The sequence below is a fragment of the Bradyrhizobium sp. LCT2 genome, from assembly GCF_009931255.1.
In the GTDB taxonomy this organism is placed as follows: Bacteria; Pseudomonadota; Alphaproteobacteria; order Rhizobiales; family Xanthobacteraceae; genus Bradyrhizobium; species Bradyrhizobium diazoefficiens.
On record NZ_CP034432.1, the window covers coordinates 6,419,106 to 6,434,010 of the forward strand.

The 14,905-nt window shown below is 65.1% G+C and carries 14 protein-coding genes; 2 read left to right on the top strand and 12 right to left on the bottom strand.

All coding sequences use genetic code 11. The features are described 5' to 3' along the window. Window positions 1-100: 100 nt before the first annotated feature. The 10 genes from EI171_RS30720 to EI171_RS30765 form a co-directional block, all read right to left on the bottom strand. The gene (locus EI171_RS30720; RefSeq protein WP_161535531.1) at window positions 101-1,600 is read right to left on the bottom strand and encodes a tripartite tricarboxylate transporter permease; all 1,500 of its coding nucleotides are present in this window, start codon (window positions 1,598-1,600) and stop codon (window positions 101-103) included. Window positions 1,601-1,612: 12 nt separating this feature from the next. Next, entirely contained in the window at window positions 1,613-2,080 is a 468-nt protein-coding gene (locus EI171_RS30725) for a tripartite tricarboxylate transporter TctB family protein (protein ID WP_161535532.1), read from the bottom strand. After that, window positions 2,077-2,892, bottom strand: coding sequence for a carboxymuconolactone decarboxylase family protein (locus tag EI171_RS30730; RefSeq protein WP_161535533.1), 816 nt, complete (start codon window positions 2,890-2,892; stop codon window positions 2,077-2,079). The genes EI171_RS30725 and EI171_RS30730 overlap by 4 nt, the downstream gene beginning before the upstream one ends. Window positions 2,893-2,905: 13 nt before the next feature. After that, window positions 2,906-3,679: an SDR family NAD(P)-dependent oxidoreductase gene (locus tag EI171_RS30735; RefSeq protein ID WP_161535534.1), complete on the bottom strand. Its 774-nt coding sequence runs from the start codon at window positions 3,677-3,679 to the stop codon at window positions 2,906-2,908. Between the two features lie 11 nt (window positions 3,680-3,690). After that, window positions 3,691-4,716 (bottom strand): acyl-CoA dehydrogenase family protein, encoded by a 1,026-nt coding sequence (locus EI171_RS30740; protein ID WP_246740304.1) that lies wholly within the window; start codon window positions 4,714-4,716, stop codon window positions 3,691-3,693. A 39-nt stretch (window positions 4,717-4,755) separates the two neighbouring features. Next, window positions 4,756-5,526, bottom strand: a complete 771-nt coding sequence (locus tag EI171_RS30745) for an SDR family NAD(P)-dependent oxidoreductase (RefSeq protein WP_161535536.1) — start codon at window positions 5,524-5,526, stop codon at window positions 4,756-4,758. 46 nt (window positions 5,527-5,572) lie between these two features. Continuing rightward, window positions 5,573-6,784: an acyl-CoA dehydrogenase gene (locus EI171_RS30750; RefSeq protein ID WP_161535537.1), complete on the bottom strand. Its 1,212-nt coding sequence runs from the start codon at window positions 6,782-6,784 to the stop codon at window positions 5,573-5,575. A 57-nt stretch (window positions 6,785-6,841) separates the two neighbouring features. Further along, the gene (locus EI171_RS30755; RefSeq protein WP_246740305.1) at window positions 6,842-8,059 is read right to left on the bottom strand and encodes an ABC transporter substrate-binding protein; all 1,218 of its coding nucleotides are present in this window, start codon (window positions 8,057-8,059) and stop codon (window positions 6,842-6,844) included. 64 nt (window positions 8,060-8,123) lie between these two features. Beyond that, entirely contained in the window at window positions 8,124-10,247 is a 2,124-nt protein-coding gene (locus tag EI171_RS30760) for an acetate--CoA ligase family protein (protein ID WP_161535538.1), read from the bottom strand. Window position 10,248: 1 nt separating this feature from the next. Continuing rightward, on the bottom strand, window positions 10,249-11,019 hold the full coding sequence (locus EI171_RS30765; RefSeq protein ID WP_161535539.1) for an enoyl-CoA hydratase/isomerase family protein: 771 nt from the start codon (window positions 11,017-11,019) through the stop codon (window positions 10,249-10,251). Window positions 11,020-11,207: 188 nt separating this feature from the next. Here EI171_RS30765 and EI171_RS30770 point away from each other — a divergent pair, with 188 nt between their 5' ends. Next, complete coding sequence (locus EI171_RS30770) at window positions 11,208-12,185, top strand: tripartite tricarboxylate transporter substrate binding protein (RefSeq protein WP_161535540.1); 978 nt, start codon at window positions 11,208-11,210, stop codon at window positions 12,183-12,185. A gap of 26 nt (window positions 12,186-12,211) precedes the next feature. Here the strand turns inward: EI171_RS30770 and EI171_RS30775 are convergent, their stop codons facing one another. After that, window positions 12,212-12,886, bottom strand: a complete 675-nt coding sequence (locus EI171_RS30775; RefSeq protein WP_011086227.1) for a TetR/AcrR family transcriptional regulator — start codon at window positions 12,884-12,886, stop codon at window positions 12,212-12,214. Between the two features lie 109 nt (window positions 12,887-12,995). Here EI171_RS30775 and EI171_RS30780 point away from each other — a divergent pair, with 109 nt between their 5' ends. After that, window positions 12,996-13,880, top strand: a complete 885-nt coding sequence (locus tag EI171_RS30780; protein ID WP_161535541.1) for an SMP-30/gluconolactonase/LRE family protein — start codon at window positions 12,996-12,998, stop codon at window positions 13,878-13,880. A gap of 12 nt (window positions 13,881-13,892) precedes the next feature. Here the strand turns inward: EI171_RS30780 and EI171_RS30785 are convergent, their stop codons facing one another. Further along, complete coding sequence (locus EI171_RS30785; protein WP_161535542.1) at window positions 13,893-14,810, bottom strand: LysR family transcriptional regulator; 918 nt, start codon at window positions 14,808-14,810, stop codon at window positions 13,893-13,895. Between the last annotated feature and the right edge of the window lie 95 nt (window positions 14,811-14,905).

The following is a 14,905-nucleotide window of genomic DNA, read 5'->3' on the forward strand; positions in this document are numbered from 1 at the left end:
GATCTTGATCTGGATCAAGTACCCGAGCGGATACGGCGATCTGATCGGCTGACGTCGGGCATGATCAGGGCGAACCTGCCTGCATGGGAATCGCGGTGTATCAATCCTGGAGCGCTTCCTCTCGCCGCGCCCGGATCGTCGGCAACATGATCAGGAGGATCGCGATGGCGGCCGCGGCCAGCAGGCTCGCCGAGAGCGGCGAAGTCAGCAGCACGGTGGCGTCGCCGCGCGAGAGCACCATGGCGCGGCGGAAATTCTCCTCGATGGCCGGACCCAGAACCAGGCCCAACAGCAGCGGCGCCGCCGGAAGTTGCAGCTTGATCAGGACGTAACCGAACACGCAGAACACGGCCGCCTCGTAGACCTCGAACGTTCCGCTGTTGATGGAATAGACGCCGATCGAGCAGAACACCATGATCGCGGGAAACAGATAGCGGTAGGGAATGGTGAGCAGCTTCACCCAAAGCCCGACGAGCGGAAGATTGAGGATCAGCAGCATCAGATTGCCGACCCACATCGAGACGATCAGGCCCCAGAACAGGGTCGGATTCTTCGTCATCACCTCCGGACCCGGGTGGATGTTGTGAATGTTCATGGCGCCCACCATCAGGGCCATCACGACATTGGAGGGAACCCCGAGCGTCAGCAGCGGAATGAACGAGGTCTGGGCGCCGGCGTTGTTCGCGGACTCCGGGCCTGCAACGCCCTCGATGGCGCCCTTGCCGAACTGCTCGGGATGTCGCGACAGCTTCTTCTCCAGCGTATAGGACGCGAAGGACGAGAGCACGGCGCCGCCGCCGGGCAGGACTCCCAGCAGCGTGCCCAGCGCCGTGCCGCGCAGCATCGCCGGCACCATCCGACGGAAGTCGTCGCGGGTCGGAAACAGATTTGTGATCTTCTGGGTGACCAGCGACAGCTTGTCGTCCTGCTCGAGATTCTTGACGATCTCGGCGAAGCCGAAGATGCCCATCGCCAGCGGCACGAAATCGAGACCGTCGAAGAGCTGGGGAACGCCGAAGGCAAAACGCTGGCTGCCGCTGTTCAGGTCGGTGCCGACGAGGCTCAGGAGCATGCCGAGCACGACCATGCCGATGCCCTCGATGAACGGCCCGCTCGACAGCACCGAGGCGAGGATCAGCCCCAGGATCATGAGCGCGAAGAATTCCTTCGGGCCGAACAGCAAGGCGGTCGTGGTCAGCGGGCCCGCAAGGGCCGCCAAGGCGAGCGTTGCCACGCATCCGGCGAAGAACGAGCCGATGGCAGCGGTCGCGAGCGCCACGCCGGCGCGCCCCTGCTTCGCCATCTGGTAGCCGTCGATCGTGGTCACGACCGACGAAGACTCCCCAGGCAGATTGACCACGATCGCCGTGGTCGAGCCGCCATACTGCGCGCCGTAATAGATCCCGGCGAGCATGATCAGCGCGGCGTCCGGTTGCAGCGCATAGGTGATCGGCAGCAGCATAGCGATGGTCGCGAGCGGGCCGAGGCCGGGAAGCACGCCGATCAAGGTGCCGAGCAGGCAGCCGAGGAAGGCATAGAGCAGGTTGGCGGGCTGGGCTGCCGTCGCAAAGCCAATCGCCAGATTGTGGAAGAGATCCATCGATCGGCTCGTTCAGTTGAGGAGAGACGGCCAGACGGGCAGTTGCAGCCCGAGACCGTAGACGAATACGGCCAGACACAGCGCGATGAGCACCGCAGCGTTCGCCAGCGCGCCCATCCAGGTGAACTCGGGGCTGGCCCGGCTCGACACCATGATCAGGACGAAGAGGGCGCCGACCAGACCGAGCGGAAACAGCAAGGCGCCGAACAGGATCACGGATCCGGTGATCCAGGCGAGCCCCTTGAGATCCCAATTGCGCAGCGCCTGCCCGTCCGCGGCCGGCTTCATGGCACTGAGGATCACGACCAGACCGATGGCCGCGAGCACGATTGCGAGCAAGCGCGGAAAATAACCCGGCCCCATTCGCGCGGCTGTCCCCGCGGGATAGTTCAGCGCCGCCACGAAGAATAAGACCGCAAATGTGAGGAACAGAGCGCCAGACGCGAACGCCCTGTGGTTACGGATCGCCAATCCCTTCACTTCCGTCCTCCTCCCTCTCCCGGTCCCTTGCTCTCCTCGCCGGCACCGGCCTTCGAGGAACGCTCGTCGAGGGCCTCCATCAGAACCGGTACGCCGATCGCGCAGGCATGGACGCCAAGATGTGCAGTCATCTGGAGAACCTGAAGGATCTCCCGCTGGCCGATGCCGAGCCGCAAAGCCCGCCTGATCTGCACCCGCAGTCCATGCGGATTGAGTGCCGTGAAGCAGGCGTTCAATGCGAGCGAGATCAGACATTGCGAGCACTGGTCGAGACCATCCCCGGTCTGCCCGCCCGCGAGGAGATCCAGCAAGACGGCGAAATAGCCGGGATCGCTCAGCAGCCATTGCTCGCAGAAATCGGGCCAATCCCCGAATTGCGCCACATAGGCATCCCGCAGCGCCGTCTGCTCATGCGTCAGTTCGGGATGATCGACCTGAAGCCCCGCGCTCGCCAATTCCTCGGCTAGGATGCCGATGCCGAGATTGCAGCCGTCGAGCCCCTGAACCGTCGCGAGGCGAAACACGTCGATGATCTCCCGCGCCGACGCCCCCTCCTGAAGTGCAAGGCGAAGATGCAGCGCAAGGCCGGATCGGAACAGGTGCGTCGCCGATCCGTCGAGCGCGACGTAGATCAGCTCGCGCATCTTGGGCGACAGCGGTCCCTTCTCTGCGGCATAACCCGCATATTTTCCGTATGCGTCGAGAAACGCCGGATCGAGCCGCAGCAGCCCCTCCGTCCAGGGCCGCCAATAGCCCCGCGCCTTGACGTAGGCATCTTTCAGAACCTGCTGTTCCGGCGTCAGATCGGACATCGTAATGGTCCCGTCAGGCAATGTTCGTCAGGGTGATGCCGCCGTCGACGGTGAGCACCTGCGCCGAGATGAAGCCGCTCTCGTCACCGGCGAGGAAGCAGATGGCCTTGGCGATATCGTCGACCGTGCCGAGCCGCCCCAGCGGCGTTCTCGCGACGCGGCGTGCATCGAGTTCGGCGTTACGATTGCGCATCGTTCCTTCGGTCGGAATCGCCGAGGGCGCCACGGCGTTGACGCGGATGTTGCGCGCGCCGAGTTCGGCTGCGGCAGCGCGCGTGATGCCCATGACGCCGGCCTTGATGCCGCTGTAGACGATGCTGTTCTTCGCCGAGATCAGGCCGGCCACCGAAGCGACGTTGACGATCCCGCCGCCGCGTTCCGCATCCATGACCTCGGCGGCGGCCTGGATACCCCACATCACCGCCTTGAAACCGATGTTGAGCATGCGTTCGACAGTCTCCGGCGCGATGTCCGCGACCGACTGATAGCGGACCCAGGCCGCGTTGTTGACGAGGATGTCGAAACGCCCCTGCTGCTCCGCCAATCCAAGCACCGCCTGCCGCATGCCGTCGCGGCTCGACACGTCCTGCGTGACGGCTACGGCCTTGCCGCCGGCCGCCTTGATCGCGTCCACCGTGCCATCGACGAATTCCGGCTTCAGGTCGTTGACACCGACGATCGCACCGCGTCCGGCGAGCCGAAGCGCAGTCGCACGGCCGATGCCGTTTCCGGCGCCGGTGACAAGTGCGACGCGCCCCGCGAGCGTCTGATCCCTGGTCTCGGTCATGGTCGTCTCCTTCATGCTTCCGCCTCGGCGAACGGTGCAATTTCCGATACGTAACGGCGGCCGAACGTGCTGATCAGACCGCTGGCATCGCCCTGGGCCTGAAGCGTACGGATGCGGCGCAGATGGCGATGCACCGGCACATCCCATGTGAAGCCCATGCCGCCGTGAAGCTGTAGCGCGCCCTCGCTGATCGAGCTGCCATAGGTCGCTGCAGCCAGGAACGCCGCATCACGCTGGACCGGACCGCCGCCCTCGGACAGGCTGCGCGTGATCGCATGACGGATGCTTTCGAGCCCGAGCTTCTGGCGCGCCAAGGCATGCCGGATGGCCTGATTGTAGGACAGGGCGTGGCCGAACTGGCGGCGCGTCGACGCATGTTCCTGCGCGAGCGCCAGGCATGCTTCGGCGGATCCCAGGATAGCGGCGGCGCGGAGCACGTTGGCGTCCGAGTTGAGCAAATCCCATGTGCCAGCCGGCAGGACGGAGCCGATCGGGACTTCAACTTTCTGGAGCCGCACCACATGCTCCGGCACGGTCAGATCGAGGCCGGCCGCTTCCTCCACCACAACGCCTTCGGCATCGGTCGGGATCAATGCAGCGGTGCCCGCGTTCATCCGTACCAGGATGTAGTCGACCTTCGCCGCGCAGGCCGCGCGCGCGACCGTGCCGCTCAGCACCTGCAACCCGCCTTCCCGTTCGGCGAAGGCCTCACCCTGCCAGGCGACCGTCGCCAATGTCTCGCCGGAAACGATCGCGGCGGCAAGACGCGTCAGCGACGACTGCAGCAGGCGACCGACGAGGATGGTCTCCAGGAGCGGAAATCCGAGCAATCCCGCATGAGCGGCTGCGATCACCGGCACCGCAAAGCCGAGCGGCAGGGCCAGTCCCCCCACCTCCTCATCCGCGATGACGCCGAGCAGACCGTCACCGGCGAGATTTTGCGCCTGTTCGCGTACAGCCAAGCCTGCACATGCGATCACGGCGCGTGCCGCGGTTGCCGCGAACTCGTCGGGCTGAAGTCCATCGGCCATGGTCATCATTGTCCTCTTCGAAAACTGCGCGACTACAATTGCTCACTAGGCAAGATACCCGCCGTCGACGGGCAGGATGACGCCGTTAACATAGGACGCCATCGCCGAGGCCAGAAAGATCACGGGCGCTGCGATCTCTTCGGGCTGTCCCACGCGCTTCAACGGCGTGCGTGCCATCAGGCCGGACAGCCTCGCCGGATTCTCGCGCGTGCTCTCGCTCATTTCGGTCGCGATGATGCCGGGCGCGACGGCGTTGACCCGGATGCCATCAGGCGCGAGATCGCGGGCAAGCGCCTGCGTGAAGAGCCTCACCGCACCCTTGGACGATGAATAGCCGAGCGTACCACCCATGCTACCGAAGGCCGCGACCGAGGCAACGTTGATGATGGTTCCCCGCGATTTGCGCAGCGCGGGAATGAAGGCATGAACCACGTTGAAGGTGCCGTTGACGTTGACGTCGAACACCTGGCGCCAATTCTCGTGCGCCCGCGGGCTGTCGATCGGCTCGCGGATGATGATCCCGGCATTGTTGACGACGACGTCGACGAGGCCAAGCTCCTCGTCGACCCGCTTGGCCACCTCGCCGCAGGCCAAAGCATCAGTCACGTCGAGCGAACAGGCGGTTGCCTCCTTGCCTCCGTCCCCGATCTCGCGCGCAACGGAGTCTGCCCGATCCTGCCGCAGATCGGTCACGACGACCCTCGCCCCGGCAGCTGCCGCGCCCAACGCGATGGCGCGCCCGATCCCTTGGCCCGCTCCCGTCACCACGACGAGACGATCCTTCAGCAGGCCCGCCTGACTCCGGCCGTCGGACATCACCGGCTCCTTGCCGTTTTCGACGAGGCAATGCGCGGGGAGACCATCACTTGCCTCGCGACAGCTGGAGGATGCGATCGGCGATGATGCCGAGCTGGATCTCGCTCGTGCCGGCATAAATCGTCTCGGCGCGCGCCTGAAGGTAGATGGCTTCGAACCGGCGCCGCGCCACCGTGATCGCCGGGTTCTGCGGCAGCGATGCCTGCGAGAGCAGTTCAATCGCAAGCGCCGCAAAGCGCTGATGCGATTCGCTCCAATAGAGCTTCGCAAGGCTGCCGCGCGCTCCGATCTTGTCGCCGTTGACGAGCGCCTCGACGGCCGTCTCGACATGCGCCTTCAGCACCTCGATCTCGACGGCGACCTCGCCGAGCCTGACGGCGTAATGCCGGTCCGCGACCATTGCCGACAGCGCCGGGTCCGTCTTGCAAGCCGAAATCAGGTGGCGCAGTTCGTTCTCGAAGCGCCAGGCGCGGTACATGCGGTTGGTCGCCCGCTCGATCTCCAGCACGCGGATGGCTGCGGCCCAGCCCTCGTCCGGCGCGCCGATCGCATCGGCCTGGGCCACTTCGACGTCGTCGAAGAAGACCTCGCAGAAGCTCTCGCGTCCGTCGATCGATTTGATGGTGCGCACGCGCACGCCGTCGGCATCGAGCGGCACCGCGAACATGGCAAGGCCGCGATGACGATCCTCCAGCGGACCGGTGCGGGCGAGCACGAGACAGCGTTGCGCCCGGTACGCGCCGCTGGTCCAGATCTTCTGGCCGGTGATCTGCCAGTCGTTGCCATTTCGCGTGGCGCGAGTGCGAAGCCCGGCAAGGTCGGACCCCGCTTCGGGCTCGGAAAATCCCTGACACCAGATGTTGCGCATCTCGAGGATGGCGGGCAGGAACCGCCGTTTCTGCTCCTCGCTGCCGACGGCCAGGATGATCGGACCGGCGAGTTCCTTGCCGATCGAGTTGACGCTCTCCGGCATCGCCAGCGCGCCGATCTCCTGATTTGCGATGAGATGTTCGCGCAAGGAGCAGCCGTGCCCACCATAGGCCTGGGGCCAGGTAATGCCGGTCAGGCCGGCGCGGTACATCGCCGCCTCCCACGCGACGGACTGCTGGAGCGTCGGAGGCGCGAATGCAGCGCTGTCGCCGCGGAAGCTGGCGGGCAGATTGGCATGCAGCCAGCGATGCACCGCATCGCGATAGGCCGCGCCTGCCAGGCTCTCGCTCGCGACCGGATGCGTCGATACTGCTTCAACTACACTCATCGCCTGCTTCCCGCTTTCGCCATACGCGCCGTCATGTCCTGGCCGCCTGTCCGTCCTTCACTGCGACTTGAGCAGATCGCAGGCGCTCTCCGAGGCCGGCCGCCACGCATCCTCGGGCGCGATCGTGCCGGTGATCTCGTAATAGTCGTAGGTGTATTTGGATTCCGACGGAGCCTTGATCCGCGCGACGTGGAGCGGACGCATCACCTGGCCGTCGGCCCTGATGCTGACGTTGTTCATCTCGAAATCGTTGATCGGCGTGTTCTTCATCTGCCGCATCACGGCATCGCCGTCGTCGGAGCCGGCGGCGGCCACCGCCTTCAGATAATGCGTGATGGCGCTGTAGGTGGCCGCCTTGCCCTCGTTGAGAAGCTGACCGTTCGTCGCCTCGGCATAGCGTTTGGCAAACGCCCGGCTCTCCGGCGTCATGTCCCAGTAGAACGGCGTCGTCAGCCGCACGTTCTGGAGGTCCTTGAGGCCGATGCCATGCGTCTGGCTGATCATGAGGCCGAGGGGAACGAGGAGTTGCGTCCTGGTCAGCCCGAACTCCTGGGCCTGCTTGATCGCATTGGCGAAATCCGCCCCCGAATTGGCGAGCGCAATTGCCTTGGCGCCGCTGGCCTGTGCCGTCAGCAGGAATGAGGAGAGATCCGACGAGTTGAGCGGATGCAGCACCGAGCCCACCACCTTGCCGCCACCCGCTTGGATGAACTTCGTTGCGTCCGCCTGCCAGGCCTTGCCGAAGGCATAATCGACCGTCAGGAAGAACCAGGAGTCGATGCCCTGTGCGAGCAGGGCCTTCACCGTGGCTTTCGGCTGGGCATAGGTATCGACGACCCACTGCGTGGTCATGGGCGAGCATTTGTCGTTGGTGAAGAACGATCCCGCCGTGCCAGCCAGCATGTAAGGCTTCTTGCGGTTCTTCATGATGTCTTGCACCGCAAGCGCGATCGACGACGCCGAGCAGCCGACGATGGCATCGACACCTTCATTGTCGACCCACCGCAGCGCGATGGCGACGCCGACATCGGGCTTGTTCTGGTCGTCGGCGATCACGAACTCGATCTTCTTGCCGTTGACCGCTCCACCGAAATCGCCGACCGCGAGTTTGGCGGCCGCGACCGAGCCGAGGCCGCAATTGTCGGCATAGGGACCATTTTGGTCATTCATGATACCAATCTTGACCACATCGCCCGATATGCCCTGCGCGGACACGGGCGCATGGGTCAGCAGCAAGGCAATCATGCCGAGCGCCGTGATTGTCGATCTCTTCACCGTTTCCTCCTGCTTTTACGCGTTTCCTCTGCGGCCGGCTTCTGCCGGCTCTATTTGTTGGGGTTCAGTGGGTTGGCGGCGCACCGTGCGGGATCAGCAACGCATCAAGCGCCACGGCTCCCTCGCCTTTGGCGCGTAACAGCAACGGGTTGACGTCGATCTCCGCGATCGTGTCGGTATGCGCGGCAGCAAAGCGCGACAACGCGGCAACGGCCCGGGCCGCGGCATCGAGGTCGGCGCGCGGCCGGCCACGCGCGCCGTCGAGCACCGCGAACGCCCTAAGCGATTTCAGCATCGCCATGGCCTGCGTCTCGCTGACCGGCGCCATCTGCACGGCGGAATCCTGGAGGATCTCCGCGAAGATGCCGCCGAGACCGACCATCACCACCGGCCCGAACACCGGATCGATGCGGCTGCCGAGGATGAGCTCGGCGACCCCCTTGGCCATCGGCGCCACGATCACACCGTCGATTGTCGCGTTGGGCGCCTTGGTGGCGACGCGGTCGCGCATCTGAGCATAGGCGCGCCGGACTTCGGCTTCCGAGCCAACGCCGACGACCACGCCGCCGGCCTCCGTCTTGTGCGGCAGGTCGGGCGAGGCAATCTTCAGCACCACGGGATAGCCGATGTCGGTGGCTGCACGCGCCGCCGCGTCGACGTCCTGTACCAGACGCTCGGCCAGCACCGGCACACCGGCCTCGGCAAGTGCGCGCTTGGCGCCGAGCTCGTGGCGGAATGCATCGGCTGCCAGCGGCCCCGCCTGCTCGATCGCAGCTGGCACGTCCTGCGGACGTTTCGACACCCCCTGCAGCCGCACCAAGGCAGCGACAGTTGCGCAGCAGCCATCGAAGCTTTCCACCGTCGGAAAGCCCAGCGCGTGCAGCTCGGTCAGCGCGTCCTCCGGGCCATCGACGCAAAGGACGATCGGACGCTGGGGGAACTGCGCGCGGATGTTGCGCAGCGTGTTCATATAAATGGAGCGCAAGCGCGGCAGATGCAGCGAGAACGGCAGCGGCAGGATCACCGTATCGGCCCGATCGTCCGCCACGACGGCCGTCATGATCTTCTCCAGAAGATCTGGGCGGCTCGACATCTGCGCCGTGGCGTCGACCGGGTTGCGGGCCGATGCAAAGGGCACCAGCTCAAGAATCTGGCGCTGCGTCTCCTGGCCGAGCTCCGGCAATGTCAGCCCGACCGACTGCGCGGCGTCCGCGAGCAGCACACCGAAGCCGCCCGACGCCGTGAGAATTGCCACGCCCGGCCCCTTCGGCAGCCGGTCCGGCAGCAGGATCGATGCAACGTGGCCGAGATCGATGAGTTCGTCGATGCTGCGCACGCGCACCGCGCCACAGCGGGCAAACAGCGCGTCGAACACCGCGTCCGATCCCGCCATCGCCCCGGTGTGCGAAGCCGCAGCGGCCTGGCCTGCCGCGGACGTGCCGATCTTCATGACGATGACGGGCTTGCCGGCATCGCGCGCCTCTTCAAGTGCGGAGATCAGGCGGCCGGCATCGCGGCACGCCTCGAGGCAGCACAGGATCACCTTGGTGGCCGGATCGCGCGCCATCCAGGCGATACCGTCGGCGATATCGACGTCGCACTCGTTACCTGTGGTGATGAAGCGGCTGACGCCGACGCCGCGCTCGCTGGCGAGCCGCATGGTGTAGCTGCCGAGATTGCCGCTCTGCGACACGATGCCGAGCGAGCCGGCCGCCGGCATGCTGTGCTCGAGCACGATCGAGAACGTCGCAATGCTCTTCTCGGCGACGCTGACCGCGCCAAGACAGTTCGGCCCCAGCAAGCGCATGCCGCTGTTGCGCGCGGCCAGGCGCAGCCGGTCCTGCATCGCGCGGCCCTGCTCGCCGAGTTCGGCAAAGCCCGACGAGAACACGACGACACTGCGAACGCCGCGGGCCGCGCATTGTTCTACGGCCTCGCCGGCGCGCTCCGCATCGACCGCGATGATGGCGAGATCCGGCGCCTCCGGCACTTCGGCGACGGAAGCATAGGCCTTCAGTCCCTGCACCGTCGCGGCCTTCGGGTTGACCGGATAGATGCGGCCTGCATAGCCGTGGCGGCGCAACAGGTCGACCGGCCGACCGCCGATCTTGGTCGCCTCCTGCGAGGCGCCGATGATCGCGATCGAGCGCGGCGACATCAGCGCGTCGAGACCTTCTCCCGGCCGCATCTCAGCGCCCCTTGAACACCGGCGTGCGCTTCTCCAGGAACGCCATCCGCGCTTCCTTGGCGTCCTCGGTCTTGGAGAGAGCCATCGTGATGTTCTGCTCGAAGCGGTAGGCATCGCGCGGCGGCATCAGCTCGACCATGTTCGCCGCATTCTTGGCATATTCCATCGCGATCGGGCTCTTCGAAGCGATCTCGCGGGCGAGCTTCATCACCTCGGGGATCAGGTTCTCCTTGGTCGTACAAGCCTCAATGATGCCGAGGCGATAGAGCTCGGCGGCCGGCACGCGATAGCCGGTGAAGAACATGCGGCGCATCAGGGAGCGGCCGAACAACGTGTTCAGCATGGCGGCACCGCCGGCGAGCCCGACGTTGATCTCGGGCATGCCGAAGACGGCCTCTTCGCAGGCGTAGAAGATGTCGCAGGAAGCCATCAGGCCGACACCGGCGCCGAGCGCAACGCCGTTGATCGCCGCGATGACCGGCTTGGAGCATTCGCGAATGCAATTGCCGGTCTCGCGTGTGATCCGGTTGTGGCTGTGAAACGCGCCGATCTTGGTCGGGTCCGGACGGTCCTTCAGATCCGCGCCGCTGCAGAACACCTTTCCGGCTCCGGTCAGGATCGCGACCCTGACATCGCTACGCTCGGAAATCTCGTCGAACACGCTCACGATGCGATCGCGCATGGCACGATCGAGCGCGTTCACGGGAGGACGGTTCAGCGTCACCAGCGCGATGTGATCGGACACTTCGAGGGTGACGATATCTCCTGACATGGCTTCCTCCTGGGCTTCTGCTTGTCTTGTGTTTGTCTTGCTTGCTATTCCTGACCGATCGGTCAGCTTTTTGCGCTGATAACATCAAGCGCGGCGACTTGCAATATCCTATCGATGTCCTATTGACCGACCGATCGGTCAGTTATTAGATTTCGCGACAAGCAAGAACGACCGTGAGGAGGACTCCCATGCCCAGGATCAGCCGACGCCAGGCGACAACTCTCATCGCCGGCGCCCTCGTCGCCCCGCTTGGCGCGCCTGCAATCGTGAGGGCCCGCGCGTCGCAGATCTTCATCATCGTGCCCTATGCGCCCGGCGGCTCCATCGACAGCCTGATGCGCTCAATCGCGAAGGCCATGGCGGAAACGCTGGACCAGCCCGTCCTGGTCGACAACAAGCCCGGCGCCAACGGTATCGTCGGATCGCAATATGTGGCGCGCGCACCGAGGGACGGATCGGTCCTGCTGGCCGGCGGCACCGGGCCGATTTCGCTGAACGTGCTGTTGCGCAAGAACCTGCCCTACAAGCTCGCGGACTTCGCCTCGGTCGCCATGCTCTGCAACGGGCCGCTGTCGCTGACCGTGAACGCACGGACGCCGACCGCCGACGTGAAGAGCTTCGTCACCTACGCCAAGGGGCGCGACAAGCCGCTGTTCTACGCCACGCTCGGTCCGGGCAGCGTCACGCATTTGTTCGGGATCATGATGGGCAAGTCGATGGGATTTGCCGTCACCGAGGTTGCCTATCGCAACAATCCGGCCTCCATCATGGAGACACTGTCAGGAGAATGCGATCTCAACTTCGCAACGCCCGCCGCCGTGATCGAGCATGCGCGCGGCGGCCAGCTTCGCATCCTCGCGGTCTCCTCGGACAAGCGCATGACGAGCTTGCCCGAGATACCGACGCTCGCCGAATCCGGCTATCCCGACCTCACGGCATCGTTCTGGACCGCGCTCCACGCTCCGGCGGGCACGCCGCGCGATGTCATCGCGCGGCTGAACGCGGCAGCCAACGCCGCGATGCAGAAGCCCGAGATCGCAAAGCAGCTCGAAACCGATGGCCTGATGGTCGATACCGGCGCACCGGAGCGGCTCGACGCCCAATTGACCAAGGACGCCGCGCTCTGGGGACCGGTGATCAAGGCGCAGAACATCGCCCTGGAATGAGGCGTTGCACGCGGTGCCGCCACCGGTCAGCGTGATTTTCGCCGGCCGGCGCGAGGCGGCTCGGCGCCGGGAAGCTCGATCAACTCCCCGCTCCGCAGCCCGTTGAACAGCATGTCGAAGAAGATCTCCGCGATCTGTTCCGGGGTTGCGGATTTGTTGGGATTGTACCAGCGATGCATCCAATTGAGCGAGGAGAGGATCAGCCGCCCGGTCATGGGAACGTCGACCTTGCGGATTTCGCCGGCGTCGATGGCTTCCTGGATCAGGCCGCGCAGAAAGTTCTCGAAACGGTCGCGGCGCGTCAGCCTCTCCTTGTGCCGCCGTCGGTCGGGATCGTTCCAGAAGGCGGTCGTGGAGGCGATCCAGGCCCAGCGATAGCGCCGGAAGTATTCCGCCGTGGCGACCATGAAAGCACGAATCTTCTGCGACGGCGGCCCGTCGGGAATGCGGTCGCGCACGAAAAGGTAGAGTTCGAGCGTCGAGCCGACCGCCACCCGCGCGTAGATCTCGTCCTTGTTGGAGAAATGATGGTAGAGGAGCGACTTGGAGATGCCACAGGCGAGCGCGATGTCGCGCATCGAAGTCCCCTCAAATCCCTTGCTGGCGAACAGCCGCCCGGCCTCGGCGAGGATCTGAAGCACGCGGTCCGAGGCCTCGGCCTGGTTCGCAACGCCATCCTTCATCGTTGACAGTTCGGTCATGAACTCCGCAATCCGTTCGTCAGCCTGGCGCCAACATGAGGGCCTTTAGAATGAAACTAGGTTTTCACGGACCGATCGGTCAAGCCCGGCGATCCCTGCGCGAGGAACCATGAGCGCGGTCCGGATCACGCGAATCGGCACGACGAAGGACCAGCTCGGCGAGAGCCCCGTCTGGGATGAGCGCCGACAGCGCCTCTTCTGGATCGACGCCCTGGCCGGATTGATCCGCGCCCTCGACCCCGTCACCAGCGCGACCGAGCAATTCAGCGCGCCCGCGCCGATCGGGTCGCTGGCGCTGCGGCGCGACGGCGGCGCTGTGCTCGCACTACGCCACGGATTTGCGCGCTACGATTTCGACATGCGCGTGCTGACCGAAGGTCCGTCGATCGGGCTCGACCACCCGAAGGTGCGGCTGAACGACGGAAAGGCCGATCCCCATGGACGGTTCGTGGCAGGCACAATGCACGGCGACCGCGCCCCGGATGAGGCGCCGCTCGGCGGCCTCTACCGCCTGGACGCATCGGGCGCGCTGGAGCTGCTGGAGACGGACCTCGCCGTGAGCAACGGACCGTGCTTCAGCCCCGACGGACGGACGTTCTATCTCGCCGACAGCGCAAGACGGATCATCTGGGCCTATGACTACAGCCAGGATGGCCCCCTCGCGAACAAACGCGTCTTCGTCAACACGGAGGCGCAAGACTCCGGTTGCGATGGCGCGACGATCGATGCGGAGGGGTATATCTGGTCGGTCCTCGTGCGCATCGGCAAGATCGCGCGGTTTTCGCCTGACGGGACGATCGTGCGGACGATCGACATGCCGATCCGCCATCCGACCAGCGTGACGTTCGGGGGAACCGATCTCGATATTCTGTACGTGACATCGATCTCGCGCAGCCACGCTCTCGGCGATGACCGCCCGGATGCCGGCGGCTTGTTCGCCGTCGAAGGCCTTGGCGTTCGCGGACTGCCGGCGCACCGGCTTGGCCCGGCCTGAGCGGCCCCTCCGCTACTGCGCCGATCTCTTGACCTGCCTTGGCACGTTCTCGGCCATGTAGTCCACGAAGACCCTGATCTTCTCCGGCAGATAGCTGCTCTGGAGGAAGGTGGCGTAGATTCCTTCGTCGAAGGTGGAGTTCGTCACCCGGAAGCCCGGCAACAGGCGGACCAGGCGCCCGCTCTTCAGCTGTTCCGCCACGGTATAGTCGTCCAACAGGGCGATGCCGTGGCCGGCAACGGCGAGATCGCACAGCACCACACCATTGTTGCTGCCGAAGGACGACGGCACGACAATCTCGCGCAGCCTGTTCCTGCGCATGAACTTCCAGACGACGTCGTCAGGGCCCATCCAGTAGGTCAGGCAATTGTGGCGGGTGATGTCCTCCGGCTCGCGCAATTTCGGCATCCGGCCGACGTAGTCCGGCGAGGCCACGAGAATCCGCTCGCTCCGCAGCAGCCTTCGCTGCATGAGGCCTGGGTCTTTCGCCGCCTGGATCTGGAAATCGACGTCGAATTCATCTTCGCGAAGCTGGGGACGGCGCTCCGACAGGCGCAGCTCCACCTTCAGTTCCGGATAGAGCTTCTGAAAGCCCGGGATCAGCGGCGAGAGCACCCTGATGCCGAACAGCGTCCGCGAGTGCACCCGTAGCGTTCCGCGCGGCGCGGTCTGCAACGAAAGCGCTGCGGCTTCGGCGTCCTCGATACCGTGCAGGACCTGCTCGGTCCGCTGGAAGAAGATCTTGCCGGCGTCGGTCAATCCGAGATGGCGCGTGCTGCGGTTCAGGAGCTGCACGCCGAGCTTCGCCTCGAGCTCGCCGATGTAGCGCGACACGGACGCCGGGGAGAGCCCGACACGGCGCCCGGCCGCGGAAAAGCTGCCCTCACGGACGGCACTGACGAACAGTTCCATGGCCTGGAGGCGATTCATCGATCTTTTCAGATTCTGCAAAGGACATGCTCAGAATACGTCAATTGTTCGAAAACGCTCAAGCCCGTAGCTTGCTGAGAACGGATCGCAAGAGC